Here is a 19,551-nt window from a genome sequence, read left to right as displayed (position 1 = left end):
ATCAATAATTAATAATGTTAAGGGGGTGTTTATTGTCTGCTATCCATCCCTACGCTGGCATAATCCAGATCAGGTTAGAGGGTATCATCTCAGCCTACACTCGTAGGCACCCCTTGATAATTGGCTGCAAAGGTAATGATATTTTCTATAATAGCCATACTTTTATGGCATATTTTTATGTTTTACCAGTTGGAAAGGATGGTTTTCTCATAAAGAAACTGCCAGTTCCCGCCTGAGGAACTGACAGTTTCTGCCTTTGAAACCAATCGTTATCGGATTGTTGTTTATCTAAGACCCATTCTTGCCTCAACTACGTTAACTACATAGTCGCCCAGCTTCTCACACTCGTTAATCAGGTCCATATAAATGGTACCAACGGCGTAAGTGTACTCGCGGTTGTTAACATCGTTGATGTTCTGCGACTTGAGCTGGTCGCGGAAGTTATTGATTTCGTGCTCGATATTGAAAGTGCGGTTTACATCGAACGACTCCTTGCGGCCCATCATCAGTCGGTTCATCTGTGAGAGCGACTGATCGGTGAGCTCCATCATCTGATGGATGTGGTCGTACTGCTTCTCGTTAAAGTGATCCTGTTTGCCGTTGTACTTTCTCGAAATGGTACGAGCCATGTTGAAACAAGCATCTCCAATACTCTCTAACTCGCTGATTTCGCGTAACATAGCACGAATCTTAGCCTTTGAGTCGTCTGACAGGTGAGCGTCGCTCACGGAGTTAAGATAGTTGGCAATCTCAATCTCCATGTTATCGCTGATGCCTTCGTATTTCTCAATGCGGGTGTAAAGCTTGTTAAACTCAGAGTCGCGATTATCCTTCTTACTGCTTGAGCTTGACGAGAGGGTGAGCAGTTCGCGAACCATATTGAACATACGCTGCATACGATCCGAGAACGACTGGATTTCCTTCTGTGCCTCGAGCACCGAAAGCTCTGGTGTTTTCATGAAGCCGGCGGTAATAAAGTGCAAGCGGAAGTCCTCTTCCTCGTCAACCTTCTTAGGCTTGATAACCCAGCATACAAAGCGCTCAATCTGTGGGATAAACCAAATAAGAATAAAGGTGTTAGCCACGTTAAAGCAGGTATGGAAGGCTGCCAGCACAAAGCTTAGTTTGGCGGCGTTGGCCAGGAATACGCTTGTTGTAACGGCATCTTTAGTCATGTTTACATCGTAGCCCACCATGCCGCAAACGGCGTCGATGAACGGACGGAACACAAACAGAATCCAAACCACACCAAACACGTTGAAGAACATGTGGGCGAGGGCAGCTCTACGGGCCTGAGTATTGGCCGATAGGGCAGCGAGGTTTGAGGTAATGGTGGTTCCGATATTCTCACCCATAACTAATGCAATACCCTGATAGATAGGCAGAGCGCCACTAGAACAGAGAATCATGGTGATGGCCATAACTGCTGCCGACGACTGTACGCAGAAGGTAAGTACGCCGCCTAAGAACAGGAATATCAGGGTGGTGAAGAACGAATCGGGATCGAACGATGCAAAGAAGTCGAGTAGGGCCTGGTTTTCGCCCAAATGCATCTCTGTGCCCGTCATTCTCAGCGTACCCAGTCCCATCAGCAGGAACGATAGTCCGAACAGGAAATCGCCGATATAGCGGTATCTCTTCTGATAAATCAGTATGATGCCTAGGAAGAATGCCGGATAAACAGCGCTGGTAATATCGAATGACATACCTGCCGACATAATCCAGGCGGTAAGGGTGGTTCCGATGTTGGCACCCATGATAACCGAAATTGCTTGTGCCAAGGTTAACAAGCCCGCATTAACAAACGAAACAGTCATCACAGTGGTGGCTGTTGATGACTGTACTGAAGCTGTAACAAGCATACCTGTAAGCATGCCGGTAAAGCGATTGGTTGTCATCGCACCTAACACATGGCGTAATTGTGGACCCGCCATCTTCTGTAATGCCTCACTCATCGACTTCATACCGAACATCAATAGCGCAAGCGATCCCAGGAGTTTGAAAATAATCCAGATTGACATAAAAATCGTATCTATATTTAGTAATTCGGGGACAAAGATAAAAAAAAACTCTGAAATGTAAGTTAAGATTTCAGAAAAATGTTATCTTTGCAGACAAAATAATTAAAAACTCAATTTAAGGCTTATGGAGAAGTTAGTAAAAATACATATTGTAAATAACGATAAAGCTGTAGAGGTTCCTGTAGGATCTACTATCGAAGATGTATATGCTTTGTCGGGTGTTGAGATCGAGCATGGTCCCATCTCGGCACATGTAAATAATAAGGTAGAGGGTATGCACTACCGCTTGTACAAGCAGAAACAGGTAGAGTTTCTGGATATCTGCTCGTCGAGTGGTTCGCGTGCTTATACTCGCAGTTTGTTCTTTGTGCTTTGCAAGGCTGTGCACGATTTGTTTACGCCCTGTAAGGTGTCTATTGATATCCCTGTATCAAATGGCTCTTTTGTAAACCTGTCAATCGGTCGTCCAATCTCGCTGGATGATGTGGGTGCCATCCGTCGCCGTATGCAGGAAATCATCGATGCCGCTTTGCCCATTCATCGTTACGAAACCACTACCGAAGAGGCTATCAGGATGTTCGACATTCTGCATAACCGTTCGAAGGTAAAACTGTTGAAGTCTACAGGCAGACTGTACACAACTTATTATGAGATAGATGGTTACATAGATTATTACTATGGTGCTTTGCTCACGAACACCAAGCAGCTTTACTTGTTTGGACTTGAGAAATATTTTGATGGTTTGCTGTTGCGTTTGCCATCGCGCGAGCATCCTAACGAGTTGGGTGAGATGTTGCATCAGGATAAGATGTTCGGCATCTTTAAGGAGCACCATCAGTGGCAGGATATCTTAGGTTTGCGAACCATTGGCGACCTGAACGAGACTATCATGAATGGCCATTCGTCGGAACTCATACAGATTAGCGAGGCGCTGCAGGAAAAGAAGATTGCTAATATTGCCGACGAGATTGCCCAGCGTAAGGGCGTAAAACTGGTGCTGATAGCTGGTCCTTCGTCATCGGGTAAAACTACTACCTGTAAGCGTCTTAGCGTGCAGTTGGCCGTAAATGGTATCCATCCCGTTGGTATATCGCTGGATGATTATTTCCTTGACCGCGAGCAAACGCCAAAAGATGATAAGGGCGATTACGATTTTGAGCACCTGCATGCCTTGAATCTGCCGTTGCTTAACGAGCAGCTTTCGGCATTGTTCAGAGGCGAGGAGGTAGAGTTGCCTCGCTATAACTTCCAGAAGGGAAAGAGCGAGTGGAGTGGTAAGAAACTGCAGTTGAAAGGTAACGAAGTGCTGGTGGTAGAAGGTATCCATGCCTTGAATCCAGAGTTGACTTCGGAGATTCCCAACGATCAGATTTTCCGTGTCTATGCTTCGGCCCTTACTACCATTCTGCTCGATAATCACAACTATATCCCAACTACCGATAACCGCCTGCTGCGCCGTATTATCCGCGACTACAAGTATCGTGGTGTGAGTGCTCAGGAGAGCATTCGCAGATGGCCAAGCGTTAGGGCAGGGGAGAACAAGTGGATTTTCCCGTTCCAGGAGAATGCCGATGCGATGTTTAACACCGCTATGCTGTTCGAACTGGCTGTGATTAAGAGTCAGGCTGAGCCGCTGTTAGAGCAGGTTCCAGAAAATTCAAAGGAACATGCAGAGGCTTATCGCCTGCTGAAGTTCCTTCGCTATATCCGTCCCATACCTGAGACTCAGATTCCACCAACGTCGCTGCTTCGCGAGTTCCTTGGCGGATCATCGTTTAATTACTAATTAGTGCGCCTCGAGCCAATTCTTGCCAAAGCCAGAATCGGCCACCAGGGGTACGCTTAAGTTCAGGGCATTCTGCATCTCTTGGAGCACGATGCCCTCTACTTTTTCCTTCTCATCTGGGTACACCGAGAAGTTCAATTCGTCGTGTACCTGCAGAATCATTTTAGAGCGTATTCCTTCGGCCTTAAAGCGGTTGTAGATGCGAATCATAGCCACCTTGATGATATCGGCAGCAGTGCCCTGAATTGGGGCGTTGATGGCGTTTCGCTCAGCAAAGCCGCGAACGGTAGCATTGTGGCTGTTAATATCTGGCAGATAGCGGCGACGACCGAATAGGGTAGTGACGTAACCCTTCTCGCGAGCCACTTCTTTAGATTTTTCCATATAATCGTGTACCTGTGGGAAGGTGTCGAAGTAACCGTCTATCAGCATCTTAGCTTCGTCGCGAGGGATATCCAGACGCTCAGCAAGTCCAAATACGGTTATACCGTAGATGATACCGAAGTTGGCGCGTTTCGATTTGGTTCGTTCGTCGCGTGTAACCTCTTCGATGGGCTTTTTGTATATATTGGCAGCTGTGGCGGCATGCAAATCCTTACCCTCGCTGAACACTTTTATCATTTCGGCATCCTGCGAGAGATGAGCCATAACGCGCAGCTCAATCTGACTATAGTCGGCTGAAAAGAACAGACAACCTGGTTCTGGAATGAATGCCTTTCGGATTTCCTTGCCATCCTCACCACGAATGGGGATATTCTGCAGGTTAGGATCGGACGACGACAAGCGTCCGGTAGCGGTAATCGTTTGATTAAACGAGGTGTGGATATGACCGGTTTTAGGGTTAATAAGCTTAGGTAGGGCATCGATGTAGGTGCCTATCAGCTTCTTTAACCCTCTGTGTTCCAATATGTCTGCAACTATCTCGTGCTTGTTTCGGAGTTGCTGCAAAACTTCTTCCGAAGTAACATACTGTCCAGTTTTAGTTTTCTTGGCCTTCTCTACTATCTTGAGCTTGTCGAAGAGTATCTCACCAACTTGCTTTGGCGATGCGATGTTAAACTGTTCGCCTGCCAACTCGTAGATACGGGCTTCGATTTCGTTCATGCGGTTGGTGAATTGTTTTGACGTTTCGGCCAGAGATGCTGTATCCAAACAAACACCATTCAACTCCATTTCAGCCAATACAGGCATCAGTGGCATCTCTATATTATAGAATAGGTCTTCGCACTCGGCCTTCTTCAACTCTGGTTCCAGTTTATTCTTTAGTCGCAGTGTGATATCAGCATCCTCGGCGGCATACTCGTAAACCTGTGAGGGTGGGAGAGAGCGCATCGATTTTTGGTTCTTGCCTTTTGGGCCGATGAGTTCTTCGATGTGGATGGTTTGATAGTTCAGATAGATCTCAGCCATGTAGTCCATGTTATGATGCAGTTCGGGCTGGATGAGATAGTGGGCTATCATCGTGTCCCACATTTTTCCTTTCAGTTCGATGCCGTAATTTCTGAGCACCTCGAGGTCGTACTTCAAATTCTGACCAACTTTTAGAATTTCGGGGTTCTCGTATGCGGGTTTAAAGATATTAACAATTTGCAACGCTTCTTCACGATTGGCTGGAACGGGTACGTAAAACGCCTCGAATTCCTTTACGGCGAAGCTCAAACCTACCAATTCTGCGTCGATAGCGCTGGTTGAAGTGGTCTCCGTGTCTAGACTGAGAATTTTGTTTGTCAAGAAATAATCACAAAGTTTCTTCAAATCCTCCTGATTTTCAACGAGTTTGTAGTTGTGAGGCGTAGTTTTTAGCGTCTCAAAACTCGTGTTTTCGTTCACAGCTTGCCCGTCGGTCGCAAATTCTGCAAAGAGATCGAGTTGCTGATTTACGACTTTTTGCGGTTTTTGGCTTTTTTTAAGAACTCTGTCTGCGAAGCTCTTCATCTCCAGTTCTGTGAGCAATTTGCCCAATTCGTCCTCGTTTGGTTCCACGAGTTTCAAATTTTCCATATCGAGCTCGATGGGTACATCGGTTTTGATGGTTGCCAGGAAGTAGCTCATCTTGATGTCCTCAACATGTTGCTCCACTTTTTCGCGGAGCTTACCTTTTATTTCTGACGAACGTGCCAACAACTGTTCGATGCTTCCGAACTCGTCGATGAGTTTAGCGGCAGTTTTCTCGCCAACACCAGGACAGCCCGGGAAGTTATCGGCCGAGTCGCCCATCAGCGCCAGCAAATCAATCACCGCCATAGGCGAGGGGATGTTATATTTCTCGCAAATCTCCTTTGGGCCCATTGTTTCATAACCGCCTCCATGACGCGGACGGTAAATGAATACATTGTCGCGTACCAGCTGTCCGTAGTCCTTATCGGGTGTCAGCATATAGGTTTCAACACCGATGGAACCGGCTTTTTCGGCCAAAGTACCAATCACATCATCGGCTTCGAAGCCATCTACTTGCAGGATGGGTATGCGGTATGCTTTAAGCAGATCTTTAATGATAGGAACTGCCTTTCGGATATCTTCGGGTGTTTCTTCGCGCTGGGCTTTATAGGCAGGGAAAGCCTCGCTGCGGAACGTAGGACCATGGGGATCGAATGCCACGCCGATATGGGTAGGTTTCTCTTTGGTGAGCACCTCGTTCAGCGTGTTCAGGAATCCCATAATAGCACTCGTATTCAAGCCCTTCGAGTTGATTCGCGGGTTTTTGATAAACGCATAATAGCTGCGATAAATGAGTGCGTAAGCGTCTAAAAGGAACAATTTCTGCATAACTTTCTTAATTTTCGCCTCAAAATTACCAAATTATTTTTTAATAACGGAATTATTTGTTATTTTTGTGCCAAAATTCTGATAATGATGGATTATTTATCGACTATTAGAAAGCCAATCGATGGTGATATGAACAACTTTGTTGAGTTGTTTAAACAGAGTTTGACTCATGGTGAGGGTATGCTTGAGCAGATACTGAAGCATATCCGCGAAAGGGGAGGGAAGCGTATGCGCCCCATGCTGGTTTTCCTTACGGCCAGAAACCTTGGTGAGATATCGGATGTTACACAGAATGCTGCTCTTGGATTGGAGTTGCTGCATACAGCCAGTTTGGTTCACGACGATGTGGTGGATGAGAGTTCTGAGCGTCGCGGTCAGCCTTCAGTAAACGCAGCTTATAATAATAAGGTGGCTGTGCTAGTGGGCGATTATATCCTGTCTACTGCCCTGTTGCGTGTGGCGCTTTCTGATAATCATAGAATCGTACAACATCTGGCTGAGCTCGGCCGTAAGTTAGCCGCAGGCGAGGTGCTTCAGTTGTCGAATATCTCGAATCAGGATATCTCGGAAGATGTTTATTATCAGGTAATTGACCAGAAAACGGCTGTATTGTTCGAGTCGTGCTGTATCCTTGGTGCCATCTCTGTTGGTGCATCCGAAGAGATGATCGAAAAAGCTGCAAAATTCGGACATAATGTGGGTATGATATTCCAGATTCGCGACGATATTTTTGATTATTACGATTCTGCCGAAATTGGTAAGCCAACTGGTAATGATATGTTGGAGGGTAAGCTTACTTTGCCTATTATCTATTCGCTTACACACTATTCTTCTTCTGCTATGTTAACGTTGGCTAAGAAGGTAAAGTCAGGTACTATTAATAAGGACGAGATTGCTGTTCTTATCGAGTTTGCCAAGCAGTATGGCGGTATAAAATATGCCGAAAGAAAGATGGAAGAGTTTGCCCGCGAGGCTCGTAGTTTCATCGATGAATGCGTGAAACCAGAGCTTCAGGATTCGTTTAAGGCTTATCTCGACTACGTTATTCAGCGAAATAAATAGGGTGGTATGCCCTCAGTTCTTATACGAAAGTACTCCAGTCCTAGTATTAAAGGACTGGAGTACTTTGGTTAAAGGACTGCAGTCCTCCGTAAGAAGGACTGAGTCTATCACTAATTAGAAGAATTTTACCTCTTCGCCAATCACCTCGCTCAACAGCAGGTTGGCCAGGCGTGATGTACCCATGCGGAACATCTGGTTGGTAAGCCATTTTTCGCCCAGAACCTCTTTTACGATGGTGTAGTATATCAATGCGTCCATCACGCTGTTAAGGCCTCCAGCGGGCTTAAAACCAATCATAATGCCTGTCTGGTCGTAGTATTCCTTGATGGCCTGGCACATCACGTAGGCAGCCTCGGGTGTTGCAGCGGGTTCCAGCTTGCCTGTTGAGGTTTTGATATAGTCGGCGCCGGCGTACATAGCCAGGATTGATGCTGTTTTGATGTTCTGTGCAGTCTTCAGGCAACCAGTCTCCAGGATAACCTTCAGTTTGGCATCGCCACACGCCTCTTTTATCTGCTGTATCTCGTCGATACAGGTCTCGTAATCGCCTGAAAGGAATGCACCTACGCTCAGTACCATATCAATTTCGGTAGCGCCGTCCTTAACAGCCAAACCGGTCTCGATGGTTTTAACCTCGATAAGAGCCTGTGATGAGGGGAATGAGCCAGATACGCATGCTACCTCAACACCTTCAATCTCAAGTGTCTCAGAAACCACTTTTGCAAAGCGTGGATATACGCAGATGGTGGCTACGTGGGGTAGGTTAGGGTACTGCTCTTCGAACTGGTTTACGCGCTCGGTAAAGGCCAGTACGCTCTCGTCGCTATCGGTAGTTTTCAGAGTGGTGAGTTCCACGCTACCCATCAGGAATTTCTTTACCTCAAGGGTGTCGTTCTCGGCTACTTTCTCGGCAATGATTGTCTTCACTGCTTCCTTCACTTCCTCGTCGGTAATGTCGAGGTTGTACTTACTCAGAGCCTCTTCCATGCGGCTCTTCTGAGGCATCTCAAAGTGGTGATGATGCTCATGCTCGTGCTTGTGTTCTGCCATAATTGCTTGTTGTTATATTGTTAAAACTGTTATGCTTTTAATTTCTCGTTGTGTATGTGGCGAAGCGAATCGCGCTGGGTCTTTTTCTCGATGGATTTCTGCAATTCTTCAGTCAGATCTACGCCTGTCTGATTGGCCAGACAGAGCAGTACCCAAAGGATATCGGCCATCTCTTCGCCCAGGTTGTCTTTCTCGCCTTCTTTAAAGCTCTGATCGCCGTACTTGCGGGCCATCACACGGGCCAGTTCGCCTACTTCTTCGGTCAAAACAGCCATATTTGTCAGCTCTGAAAAGTAGCGTACGCCATATTCTTTTATCCAGCGGTCAACCGCCTCTTGTGCTTCTTTTATCGTCATTTTGCCATTACCATTTGAATGATTAGTAAGAAGATGCAGATGAGCAGAATTACGATATACTGCTTGTTTTCGCGCTCGTATTCCTTCCAGTGGAAGGCTTTATAGAGAAATACTGCTAGGAACATCAGCAATCCCACGCCGCATGGCCAGGCTCCGATAGCATAGCTTTTTACCATCGATAGTATCACGCCGATGACCAATAATAGGGCGCTCGCCAGTTCTAGTTCTTTCAGATATCTCTTCATCGCTTATTCCTTGTTTTTTGTGTCCATGCAGATGGTTACAGGACCGTCGTTAAGCAGTTCTACTTTCATATCGGCGCCGAATTCGCCTGTGGCTACCTGCTTGCCGATGGCCTCTGACAGCTGTGCGCAGAAGGCCTGGTAGAGTGGGATGGAGTGCTCGTGAGAGCCTGCACGGAACCATGAAGGGCGATTGCCCTTTTTGTAGCTTGCGTACAGTGTGAACTGGCTGACTACCAGACAGTTGCCGTCAATATCGAGTATCGAACGGTTCATTACATCGTTCTCATCGCCAAACACGCGCAGATTGGCTATCTTTTTTACCAGCCAATCCACATCTTCCATTGAGTCTTCATCGCAAATGCCCAACAGAATCAGGTAGCCCTGGTCTATCTGTCCATTTACTTTGCCCTCGATGGTAACGCTGGCGTGGGTAACGCGTTGTATAACTGCTCTCATTACTTTTCTTTATTTTGCCGCAAAGATACGATAAATAGCTGAATTATCCAAATTTTATTTTGTTCAATTTCTACTTTGTGACTTTTGACTTTGTGACATTAAGGGGGTGCCATTAGCAAAGAATGGGTAAAACTATAGTTTTATAATTATATATAATTATAATATATTATATATTACTATTTATCATAATACTTTTATTTCCCCCATTCTCTAATTTCTGCATTTTGTATGATGCTTAATGTCACAAAATCACAGTCACAAAGTTCAGTTTTATAAACGTGCTGTTTGGGTATTGCTAATGTATTGTTTGCCCTTGCCGAACGCTATATTTCCTCTTTGTGAAAATGCTGGTAGATAATTTGTGCCTTGGCAGGGCCGATTATCTCGGATAGGGTAGGTAGTTCGGCCTCGCGTATCTTTTTAACCGATTTAAGGGCATTTAGAAGCTCGTCACGCGTTTTTGGTCCGATTCCTTTGATATCATCCAACTCTGAGTGTAAAGCGCGTTTAGAACGCTTATCTCGATGGAAAGTGATAGCAAAACGATGTACTTCGTCCTGAATATGAGTAAGCACATGGAATAGCTCAGATTCAACCTTTAGGGCAATCTTCATTGGAGGGAATCCGTACAGCAGTTCGTTGGTGCGGTGACGGTCATCTTTAGCTAGTCCGGCGATAGGTATATCCAGGTTCAGTTCGTCCTGAATTACCTCGCGGATTACCTCCATTTGTCCTTTACCACCATCGGCTATAATCAGGTCGGGTAGGGGCTGCTCTTCTTCAATCAATCGCGAATATCGACGATGCACTACCTCTTTCATTGATGCATAATCATCTGGACCAACTACTGTCTTGATGTTATAGCGCTTATAATCGCTTTTCGAAGGCTTCATTTTCTTGAAAACAATGCAAGCAGCAACGGCGTCTGTACCCGAGATGTTTGAGTTGTCGAAGCATTCAATCTGGTAGGGTAGTGAGGGCAGATGCAACTTGTCCTGCAGTTCCTTCATCAGTCGTGTTTGTTTCTGTTCGGGATTCAGTTTTTCGGCCTGCTTTAGACGGTCGAATTTATACTCCTTACAGTTCATCATAGAGAGGTCTAACAGCATCTTTTTATCGCCCAGTTTGGGGATAGTAAACTTCACGCCTTCTAGTTCTACATCCACTTCTTTTTGCACGATGATTTCTTTCGAATCGCTCTTAAAACGTTCTCTGATTTCTACGATACCTAACTGCAGTAGTTCTTCGTCGGTCTCGTTCAGTTTCTTTTTGTATTCGATAGTAAAACTCTGGTTGATGCTGCCGTTTGATACGTGAATATAGTTGATGAATGCCATCTTTTCATCGGATGTAATCGTAAATACGTCCACTTTATCGATGGTTTGACTTACTACCTGACTCTTGCTAACAAAGCCGTCGAGCGCCAGATACTTACGTTTTACTTCTTCGGCTTCCTCGAATCTCAGTTCTTCAGAGAGTCGGAGCATCTCGTCTTTTAAATCCTTCAATACCTCTCGAGTATTTCCTTTCAGGATCTCACGTGCTTGAGCGATGTTCTTTTGATAATCCTCGTAGGTCTGTTTGCCTACGCAGGGGCCCTTACATTTCTTGATGTGATAGTCTAAACAAACGCGATATCTTCCGCTTTCAACGCCCTCTTTTGTGATGGGCTGGCGGCATGTACGTGGCTGATACAGCTCTTTTATCAGATTCAGCACATCGTACATAGCGCTTACTTTGGCGTAAGGTCCGTAATAAGATCCCCAATGTTTGTTGATGGTACGTGTTTTAAAGATGCGTGGGAAGAATTCGTTGGTGATGACGATAGAAGGGTAGGTTTTACCGTCCTTCAGTAATACGTTATAGCGAGGATTGTATTTCTTTATGAGCGAATTTTCTAAGAGTAGGGCATCCTCTTCGGTATTTACTACGGTGTAGCTGATATCGAATATCTTGCTGACGAGTACTTTTGTTTTGAATCTGTCTACTTCGGTATGAAAGTAACTCGATACTCTGTTTTTTAAACTTTTCGCCTTTCCTACGTAGATGATGGTGTGCTCCTCGTCGTAAAACTGATAGCTGCCAGGTTTGTCTGGCAACCTACGTACGATACCCTTCAGATATTCTAATCGTTTTTCGTTTTCTTCCTTCGTCATCTTTGTTTGCGCGTTTTGTTTTGTGTACCTTTTTAATTTATCAGTCCCGCGAACCCTTAGTGTTTAAAGGTGTTTCGCGGGACTGTGTTTCACGTGGAACAATTATTAGATAGTGAGTAACGTTGTCAGGTCAATACCTTTAAACTCGTCTCTACCATGTAATCCCTCGTCTGTAATTTCAATAATAAAATTGATGAATACCTTCTTGGGGTGGAAGTGCTGTACCAGTTTGTAAGCTGCCTTGGCGGTTCCGCCTGTTGCTAACAGATCGTCGTGAATCAGAACCACATCGTCGGGCTCGATAGAATCGATGTGCATCTCGATGGTATCTACACCATATTCCTTAGAGAATGATTCTTTGATAACTGTAGCGGGCAGTTTTCCTGGTTTTCTTGCCATCACGAAACCGCAACCTAATCTGGCTGCGAGGGCAGCGCCTAGGATGAAACCGCGACTTTCGATACCAACAATCTTGGTGATGCCTTTATCTTTGTAAAGCTCCACCAATTCATCCATCATAATCTTCATGCACTCGGCATTCTTGTAGAGTGTAGTAACATCTCTGAAGTTGATGCCCTTCTTTGGGAAATCTGGTATGCAACGCAGATTGTCAATCAATGTTTTGTTGTTCATAATCAGTGAGTTATGCTTGTTTGTTCTATTCCTTTGTTTCACGTGGAACATTATCTACCCATCAGTACCAACAGCACATTAATGTCGCTGGGCGATACACCTGGGATGCGACTGGCCTGTGCTAACGTCTCGGGCTGAATTTTCTGCAGCTTCTGTCGGCATTCGGTAGAAAGACCTTGCAGTTCTTCGTAGTTAAAGCGACCTTTTATTCGGATATTCTCCAAACGATGCATCTTGTCGGCTACCAATCGTTCGCGCTCGATATAACCTTTATATTTCATACGAATCTCTGCAGCTTCGGCTATCTCTTCTTTTCGATTGGATGGGCGATCAAGTGCTTCTTTGAGCGATGGAATCACTTCTGAGAGATTCTTGAGGTTCAACTGCGGACGGTTAACCAAATCTGACAGTTTGCAACCAAACTGTAGTGGGGTAGTGCCAAGAGCCTCGAGTGCAGAGTTGATCAGACGAGGTTTGATGGCGAAGTTCTGACAGAAAGCTTCGATTTCTTCGATAGCTTGCTTTTTCTGAAGCCACCAATCGTAGCGGTCTTTTTTTACGATACCTAATTCATAAGCTTTCTCTGTGAGACGCGCATCGGCATCGTCCTGGCGCAGCAGAATACGATATTCGGCTCTTGAGGTAAACATGCGGTAAGGCTCGTCGACGCCTTTTGTTACCAAATCATCGATTAATACGCCAATATAAGCCTCGTCGCGATGCAGTACAAACTGCTTGTTGGCAGTATCGCTACCAGCGCAACCAGCTTTCAGTGCTGCGTTGATACCCGCCAAGGTTCCTTGTCCGCCAGCTTCCTCGTAACCGGTTGTTCCGTTAACCTGTCCGGCCATGAATAATCCATCTATTATCTTCGATTCCAACGAATGATTCAGTTGGGTAGGATCGAAGAAATCGTATTCGATGGCGTAACCTGGGCGATATACCTTTACGTCTCTGAAGGCTGGCATCTTTTTCAGTGCCTCTATCTGAACATCCATCGGCAGCGACGACGAGAAGCCATTCAGATACATCTCGTTGGTATCCTCGCCCTCTGGCTCCAGGAATAATGGATGCTTATCGCGGTCGGGGAAAGTAACCAGCTTCGTTTCGATCGAGGGACAATAACGCGGTCCTATCGATTGAATCTGACCGTTATATAGCGGTGAATCCGCCAATCCGCTCTTCAGAATCTCGTGTACTTCGGCGTTGGTATTTACTGTCCAGCATGGTAACTGCTTTAATGCGCCACCTTTATTCATATAGCTGAACTGATAGGGGCGTGTTTCGCCAGGCTGTACTTCCAGGTCCTCGAAATGAACCGAACGTTTATCTATACGTACAGGCGTACCGGTTTTCATACGGGCTGCTGTTACGCCGTGACGGGTGATACTCTCGGTGAAATGGGGTACAGCAGGTTCGGCTATACGTCCGCCTGGTACCATCTTTCTGCCGATATGCATCAAACCATTCAGAAACGTTCCTGCGGTGATTACAATGCTCTTGGCGTAGATTTCTGTGCCCCAGATGGTACGTACTCCAACGGCACGGATAGCGCCGCTCTCAGAGCCTGAAATGGGCTCTGTAAGCAATTCGTCGGCCTGGTCCTGCCACACATCCAGATTATCGGTTTCATCGATTGTACGGCGCCATTCCCAGATAAACTTGCCGCGATCGCATTGAGCGCGAGGGCTCCAAACGGCTGGACCCTTACCAACGTTCAGCATGCGGAACTGGATAGAAGTGGCGTCAGTAACCAATCCCATCTGACCTCCTAAAGCGTCTATCTCCCTGACTATCTGACCTTTAGCAATGCCGCCTATAGCTGGATTGCACGACATTTGTGCAATCTTGTTCATATCCATCGTTACCAGACAGGTCTTCGCGCCCATGTTGGCCGAAGCACAAGCGGCCTCGCATCCCGCGTGACCGCCTCCGATAACAATTACATCGTACTTTAATATCATATTCTTATTTTACTGTCTCTTTCTCGGCTTCTTTCCATGCCGTTATGCCGCCTTTAAGGTTCAGTACCTTGTAACCCGCGGCTGCTAGTTTTCCTGCAGCCATGCTGCTACGATGGCCTGTGCGGCAATATACCATGATGGTCTTTTCCTTTGGCAGCATGTCTGTTGCTTTCTTCATGAAATTCAGACTATCTTTCACGTCGATATTGACTGCGCCTTTCAGGTGTTCTGCGTTATATTCCTCAGGTGTGCGTACGTCTACCAGCACGCAGTCGTTGGCGCAGTTCTCGAGTGTCTTTTGGAATTTATCTACATCGATGGTTGTAAACGCCTGCTTAGCAATTACCTCAAGTGCGCGCTTTACCATCGCGTTTTCTTCGTTGAATACAGAGAAATACTCGCTCATATCCCAAATATCGCGTGCTATCAGGGCCTTGAGTTGTAGGCGCAAATAGGGCAGTGTCTTTTCGAGTTCTGCCTGATCTTTGGGCTTGATATTCTGTTTCTCACCATTCTTTAGAATGGTGTCTACCAAATCCTGTGGTACTTCATATTTTTCTTTGAACTCAGCGAACGATGGCCAGGCCTTCTTCAGCTGCTTGCGATGATTATCCACATAGCGCAGGTTCTGCTGCAGGATGATGCTTTTAGCTGCCAACTCGCGATGGAATTTGGTATAGATGGTGGTATCCAGCGGGCAGTATTCGTCGGGCATGATACCTCCACCGCCGTAAACGGTACGATGCTCGCGTAATGTCTGATACTTCAGCGAGTCGGCAAAGTGGATACTGTCGGCATTCGTCAGCTCGCCGCTTTTCAGTCGGTTAATCACATCCATCGCATAGTCGCGGTTCTCGCCTTTGGTGTAAGGCTTCTGAATACAGCGACCTGATGGGGTGTAGTAGTGGGCGATGGTGAGACGAATCATCGAGCCATCGGGCAAATCGAGTGGGCGCTGAACAAGGCCTTTACCGAACGTACGGCGACCAACCACAATACCGCGGTCCTGATCCTGTATCGCTCCGGTTACAATTTCGGCCGCTGACGCCGTATAACTGTCAACGAGTACAATTACCTTGCCCTGACGAAAAACGCCGCTTCCATCGGCCTTATATTCGGTTCTGGGCACCTTTCTGCCCTCGGTGTACACTATCAGATCGTTTTTCTGCAGAAATTCGTTAGCAATATCCACCGCAGCCTTCAGATAGCCGCCGCCATTCTCCTGTAAATCCAGAATGAGATGCTGCATACCTTGGTCGCGCAGCGTTTTCAGTCCCGCTAAGAACTCCTGATGGGTTGTAGCGCCGAAATTACCAATGCGGATATAGCCTATCTGCGGACGGATCATATATACGGCATCTACCGATTTTACGGGGATTTTATCGCGTGTAACGGTAAATGTAAGACGGTCTTTGATGCCTTGGCGGATAACGCCCAGTTTTACTTTTGTGCCCTTAGGACCACGCAGGCGTTTCATAATCTCCTCTTTCGACATCTTTACGCCAGCGATAGCCGAATCGTTTACCGATATGATTCTGTCGCCAGCGATGATACCAACCTTTTCTGAAGGACCGTTTGTGACGGGCTGAATAACCAGCAGTGTGTCCTCGATAAGGTTAAACTGTACGCCGATACCCTCAAAATTGCCTGCAAGGGGCTCGTTGGCATCTTTTACCTCCTTGGGCGTTAGATACGAAGAGTGGGGGTCCAGCTTATCTAGCATGCCTCTGATACCGTCTTCAACCAGTTTTTTCTCGTCTACACTATCTACATAGAGGTTGCTGATGGCTATCTCGGCAAACTGCAGCTTGCGTAGAGGCGAGTCATCGCTGTTGTTGATACGGAACTGCGCGTGGGCATTCATTGATGCCATACACAGCAGCAAAGAGGCAAATGTCTTATTCATAAATGTCTTCTTCAGGGCGGTCTTCCTCAACCACCAGATTATCGATAATAAAGTTCTGGCGCTCCATAGTGTTCTTACCCATGTAGTACTCCAGCAACTTTGCTACTTGGTCGGTTTTGTGCAGCGTTACCTGCTCCAGACGCATGTCGGGACCGATAAAACCAGCGAATTCATCGGGCGAAATCTCACCAAGTCCTTTAAATCGAGTAATCTCAGGGTCTGGTCCTAACTCCTCGATGGCCTTCTGTCGCTCTTCGTCGCTATAGCAGTAACGTGTGATGAAATCGCTTTTTTTGTCAGATTTAGCATCCGCTTCGGCGATGGTCTTCTTGTTTTTGATCTTTGTTCTGCGGTTACGTACGCGGAACAATGGGGTTTGCAACACGTAAACGTGGCCTTTCTTGATGAGTTCGGGGAAGAACTGCAGGAAGAAGGTGATGATGAGCAGGCGGATATGCATACCGTCCACATCGGCATCGGTGGCCACAATAACCTTATTATATCTCAGTGTGTCCAGACTCTCTTCGATGTCGAGAGCAGCCTGTAACAGATTGAATTCTTCGTTCTCGTAAACTACCTTCTTGGTTAATCCAAAACAGTTCAGGGGTTTACCACGCAATGAGAATACGGCCTGGGTGTTTACATCGCGGCTCTTGGTGATGCTTCCACTGGCCGAATCACCCTCGGTGATAAAGATACACGACTCTTCCTTGCGGTCGTTCTTCACATCACTGAAGTGGATACGGCAATCGCGCAGTTTGCGGTTGTGCAGATTGGCTTTCTTGGCACGTTCGCGGGCCAGTTTTGTTACACCAGCCATTGCCTTGCGGTCGCGCTCGCTCTCTTTAATCTTATTCTCCAGAACTTCTGCCACATCCTGATGGATATGCAGATAGTTGTCAACTTCGGTCTTGATAAAGTCGCCTACGTATTTGTTCACACTCACACCGCCGTCAGGAGCCATAGTGAGCGAACCCAGCTTGATCTTAGTCTGACTCTCGAACAGCGGCTCCTCTACGTTGATGGCGATGGCAGCTACGATACCTGTGCGGATATCGCCGTATTCGTATTTGCCGTAGAACTCCTTGATAGTACGGGCAATATGCTCCTTAAAGGCGCTCTGATGTGTTCCGCCCTGGGTGGTATGCTGTCCGTTTACAAACGAGTAGTACTCCTCGCCATACTGGTTAGCATGGGTAAAGGCTATCTCGATATCCTCGCCCTGCAGGTGAACAATCGGGTAGAGTGCATCGCTGGTCATGCGGTCTTTCAGCAGATCCTCAAGTCCGTGACGCGACAGAATGCGGCGACCGTTGTACATAATGGTCAGTCCGATGTTCAGATACGTATAGTTGCGAAGCATGTTTTCTACGATTTCATCGTGGAACTGGTAGTTGATGAACTTCGTAGCATCGGGCTCAAAGTAGATGTATGTACCGTTCTCGTCCTGCGAAGGTTCGGTTACGTCGCTAATCAGTTTTCCGCACTCAAAAACGGCCTTACGTACCTTACCATCGCGATAGCTGTGAACCTCAAAATGGCTGCTCAGCGCGTTAACGGCCTTCACACCCACACCATTCAGTCCGATTGACTTCTTAAAGGCCTTAGAGTCGAACTTACCGCTGGTGTTCAGGATGCTTACCGACTCGATCAGCTTGCCCTGTGGGATGCCTCGACCATAGTCGCGTACTGAGATGCGCAAGTTATCCTCTACGTTTACTTCGATTCTATCGCCGGCTTTCATCTTGAATTCGTCGATAGAGTTATCAAACACTTCTTTCAGCAGCACGTAGATACCGTCTTCTGCTGATGATCCGTCGCCCAATCGGCCGATATACATACCAGGGCGCAAGCGGATGTGCTCCAAACCGGTAAGGGTCTGGATATTACCTTCGTCGTAATTGACGGTTTCGGGATTAATCAGGTTGTTATCTTCGTTCATAGATTCTTTTTGAAACATCTTCTGCGTTTATGTTGAGTGTGCTCCAGATACTGCCACTGGCTCTGCACTTTCTCGTTTGTCTCCATTTCAACGTTGGTTTCACCCCACTTGAAGCCGTATTTCTGGTAGCGTGGAATGAGGTCGTAGAACAGCAGGGCGTTGGCCCCCTTCTGCTGATATTCGGGCAGAATGCCTACCAGCATCAGATCTACACACTCGGCCTTGTGGAACTTGAGTGCTCTCAAGCAATGCCACCATCCGAATGGCCACAAACGACCGCGGCGACACTTCTGCAGCGCGCGGGTCATCGAAGTGATTGAGATGCCCACACCAACGATGTCGTGGTTGGGTGTGTTCCAGTCTTCAATCAAGCAAACCAGGTTCATGTCGAGCATGGGGAAGTACATCTTCAGATACTCATCTATCTGAGCCTCAGTCATTTGTGAGTAGCCGTACAGATGTCCGAAGGTCTTGTTTACAACATCGAGCACCTTGCGACCAATCTGCTCCTTACCAAACACCTGACTGCGCTTGGGGTGGGCTGGGTGCAGATTATAACGCTTCATCACCAGCTCGGCAATCTTCTTGAACTTCTCGGGGATGCCCTCCTTTGGCACGATGAGCTTGAACTCAACGTAGTCGTTATCTTTCTCCCAGCCGCCTAACTGTTCCAGGTGTTTGGGGTAGTAGGGGTAGTTGTAGATAGTGGCCATGGTGCCCATCTGGTCGAAGCCTTCGATGAGCATGCCCTCGGGGTCCATATCGGTAAAGCCTAACGGACCAACCATTTCGGTCATGCCTTTCTCGCGGCCCCATTTCTCAGCGGCGTCGAACAAGGCCTTGCTCACCTCCAAATCGTCGATGAAATCTACCCATCCAAAGCGCACGCTCTGACGGTTCCAGGCATCGTTGGCGCGATGATTGATGATAGCGGCTATGCGTCCAGCCACCTTACCATCCTTGTAAGCCAGGAAATATTCGGCTTCGCAAAACTCGAAGGCGGCATTCTTGTCTTTGCTCAAGGTATGCATATCGTCGCTGAACAAGTTGGGCGCATCGTATTGATTGCCCTTATACAAGTCGTAGTGGAAGTCGATAAAGGCTTTGAGACTTTTCTTATCCGTGACTTTTCTAATTTCTACTGCAGACATATTCTCTCTTTGTTCGTTAAGCTTAAAAACGATGCAAAGATAAGAAAAAAGTGGCAA

General features: G+C 46.7%; 14 protein-coding genes and 1 riboswitch. Of the genes, 2 read left to right on the top strand and 12 right to left on the bottom strand.

Features of this window, described 5'->3' with window-relative positions; all coding sequences use genetic code 11:
- Nucleotides 1-28: 28 nt before the first annotated feature.
- A riboswitch (TPP riboswitch) is annotated at nucleotides 29-124 on the bottom strand.
- Between the two features lie 160 nt (nucleotides 125-284).
- Nucleotides 285-2,021 carry a Na/Pi cotransporter family protein gene (locus tag PRU_RS12780; RefSeq protein ID WP_013065023.1) on the bottom strand — a complete coding sequence of 579 codons (1,737 nt, stop codon included), beginning with the start codon at nucleotides 2,019-2,021 and terminating at the stop codon, nucleotides 285-287.
- A gap of 124 nt (nucleotides 2,022-2,145) precedes the next feature.
- Between PRU_RS12780 and PRU_RS12775 the strand changes: the two genes are divergently transcribed.
- A complete protein-coding gene (locus tag PRU_RS12775) occupies nucleotides 2,146-3,807 on the top strand; it encodes a nucleoside kinase (RefSeq protein WP_013064149.1) in 1,662 nt (553 codons plus the stop codon).
- On the opposite strand, the gene polA is transcribed toward PRU_RS12775, so the two are convergent.
- On the bottom strand, nucleotides 3,808-6,573 hold the full coding sequence (gene polA, locus PRU_RS12770; RefSeq protein WP_013063341.1) for a DNA polymerase I: 2,766 nt from the start codon (nucleotides 6,571-6,573) through the stop codon (nucleotides 3,808-3,810).
- Between the two features lie 87 nt (nucleotides 6,574-6,660).
- Here polA and PRU_RS12765 point away from each other — a divergent pair, with 87 nt between their 5' ends.
- The gene (locus PRU_RS12765; RefSeq protein WP_013064201.1) at nucleotides 6,661-7,635 is read left to right on the top strand and encodes a polyprenyl synthetase family protein; all 975 of its coding nucleotides are present in this window, start codon (nucleotides 6,661-6,663) and stop codon (nucleotides 7,633-7,635) included.
- Between the two features lie 114 nt (nucleotides 7,636-7,749).
- On the opposite strand, the gene deoC is transcribed toward PRU_RS12765, so the two are convergent.
- The 10 genes from deoC to PRU_RS12715 form a co-directional block, all read right to left on the bottom strand.
- Complete coding sequence (gene deoC / locus PRU_RS12760; RefSeq protein ID WP_033150612.1) at nucleotides 7,750-8,685, bottom strand: deoxyribose-phosphate aldolase; 936 nt, start codon at nucleotides 8,683-8,685, stop codon at nucleotides 7,750-7,752.
- Nucleotides 8,686-8,714: 29 nt separating this feature from the next.
- The gene (locus tag PRU_RS12755; protein WP_013063304.1) at nucleotides 8,715-9,041 is read right to left on the bottom strand and encodes a nucleotide pyrophosphohydrolase; all 327 of its coding nucleotides are present in this window, start codon (nucleotides 9,039-9,041) and stop codon (nucleotides 8,715-8,717) included.
- Complete coding sequence (locus PRU_RS12750) at nucleotides 9,038-9,286, bottom strand: DUF4181 domain-containing protein (RefSeq protein WP_013065259.1); 249 nt, start codon at nucleotides 9,284-9,286, stop codon at nucleotides 9,038-9,040. Before PRU_RS12750 ends, PRU_RS12755 begins: the two co-directional genes overlap by 4 nt.
- A 3-nt stretch (nucleotides 9,287-9,289) precedes the next feature.
- Nucleotides 9,290-9,742 (bottom strand): D-aminoacyl-tRNA deacylase, encoded by a 453-nt coding sequence (gene dtd / locus PRU_RS12745; RefSeq protein WP_013064471.1) that lies wholly within the window; start codon nucleotides 9,740-9,742, stop codon nucleotides 9,290-9,292.
- 323 nt (nucleotides 9,743-10,065) lie between these two features.
- Nucleotides 10,066-11,898, bottom strand: coding sequence for an excinuclease ABC subunit UvrC (gene uvrC / locus PRU_RS12740; RefSeq protein ID WP_013063695.1), 1,833 nt, complete (start codon nucleotides 11,896-11,898; stop codon nucleotides 10,066-10,068).
- Nucleotides 11,899-12,003: 105 nt separating this feature from the next.
- Nucleotides 12,004-12,531, bottom strand: coding sequence for an adenine phosphoribosyltransferase (locus tag PRU_RS12735; protein WP_013063527.1), 528 nt, complete (start codon nucleotides 12,529-12,531; stop codon nucleotides 12,004-12,006).
- A gap of 50 nt (nucleotides 12,532-12,581) precedes the next feature.
- On the bottom strand, nucleotides 12,582-14,495 hold the full coding sequence (mnmG, locus tag PRU_RS12730; protein ID WP_013065732.1) for a tRNA uridine-5-carboxymethylaminomethyl(34) synthesis enzyme MnmG: 1,914 nt from the start codon (nucleotides 14,493-14,495) through the stop codon (nucleotides 12,582-12,584).
- Nucleotides 14,496-14,499: 4 nt separating this feature from the next.
- Complete coding sequence (locus PRU_RS12725; RefSeq protein WP_013063144.1) at nucleotides 14,500-16,401, bottom strand: S41 family peptidase; 1,902 nt, start codon at nucleotides 16,399-16,401, stop codon at nucleotides 14,500-14,502.
- Nucleotides 16,394-18,343: a DNA topoisomerase IV subunit B gene (locus tag PRU_RS12720; RefSeq protein ID WP_013063691.1), complete on the bottom strand. Its 1,950-nt coding sequence runs from the start codon at nucleotides 18,341-18,343 to the stop codon at nucleotides 16,394-16,396. Before PRU_RS12720 ends, PRU_RS12725 begins: the two co-directional genes overlap by 8 nt.
- The gene (locus PRU_RS12715; protein WP_013064638.1) at nucleotides 18,340-19,494 is read right to left on the bottom strand and encodes a hypothetical protein; all 1,155 of its coding nucleotides are present in this window, start codon (nucleotides 19,492-19,494) and stop codon (nucleotides 18,340-18,342) included. The genes PRU_RS12720 and PRU_RS12715 overlap by 4 nt, the downstream gene beginning before the upstream one ends.
- Nucleotides 19,495-19,551: the final 57 nt, after the last annotated feature.

The organism is Xylanibacter ruminicola 23, from assembly GCF_000025925.1.
Lineage (GTDB): Bacteria > Bacteroidota > Bacteroidia > Bacteroidales > Bacteroidaceae > Prevotella > Prevotella ruminicola.
This window is presented reverse-complemented; position numbering and strand designations above follow the sequence as displayed.